We start from the raw sequence: 304 nt of genomic DNA on the forward strand, positions 1-304 counted from the left end.
AAGGGACTTCAATCTTCATAAATGATGCAGGTAATGCCATAGTAGACGGAGATGGTAGTGTATATGTTTTAAGAGAATCTGCGAATACACAAGCTACGAAATTATCTTGTGGCCAAGCTGTTATATATAACAATGTGTCACGCACAAAGTTGATTTTAGGTGATGTTTATAACTTTAATGACCTAAGTCATTCAGGTACAGACACAGAGATTAGTATAGATGGCTCTAAAGCCAATTTTTATACTTTAGGAAACCCATATTAGGTAAAATCTGGAGAAATACATTTAATTGTATTTCTCCTTTA

At 33.6% G+C, this 304-nt stretch carries 1 pseudogene; it reads left to right on the plus strand.

Annotated features, from left to right (window positions below):
• Nucleotides 1-263 (plus strand): annotated as a pseudogene (locus CJF42_RS28030) (cyanophycinase); the annotation flags it as partial.
• Nucleotides 264-304 lie beyond the last annotated feature (41 nt).

The sequence above is a fragment of the Pseudoalteromonas sp. NBT06-2 genome (assembly GCF_002276045.1).
Taxonomy (GTDB): domain Bacteria; phylum Pseudomonadota; class Gammaproteobacteria; order Enterobacterales; family Alteromonadaceae; genus Pseudoalteromonas.